The following is a 372-nucleotide window of genomic DNA, read 5'->3' as shown; positions in this document are numbered from 1 at the left end:
CGACCTTGATTATCGCTACGAATCACAGAGTGATGATGAGTTAGGTTTCCAGCGTTTTACTCAATTCTTAAACTGTTACACCAATGATGTGGCAGGCGGTAATACTCATTGCCCAGAAGAGGTGAAATCTGAGTTGAGCCGGTTGAACATGGTCTATGGTGATGAGGCTGGTGGTTATTCTGGTCAAATGAACCCAAGTTATCCGCTTAACTACATGGAAAAGCCGTTAACCCGATTAATGCTTGGTCGTTCTTTTTGGGATTTAGACATCAAGGTGGATGTCCGTGCATCCCGGGRAGCTGGTGAGGGGGCGGGTGGCCGCAATGTTACTTTGGATATGCGTAACTTGACGACTGCATGGTTTGCGGGCAA

1 protein-coding gene is annotated in these 372 nt (G+C 47.2%); it reads left to right on the top strand.

Features of this window, described 5'->3' with window-relative positions:
• On the top strand, nucleotides 1-372 hold a 372-nt coding region (locus tag CIK04_RS24175), incomplete at both ends, for a hypothetical protein (RefSeq protein WP_142995006.1).

Source organism: Vibrio sp. 03_296, assembly GCF_002265885.1.
Note: the sequence above shows the minus strand (reverse complement) of the source record. Positions and strands in the feature narration are given on the sequence as shown.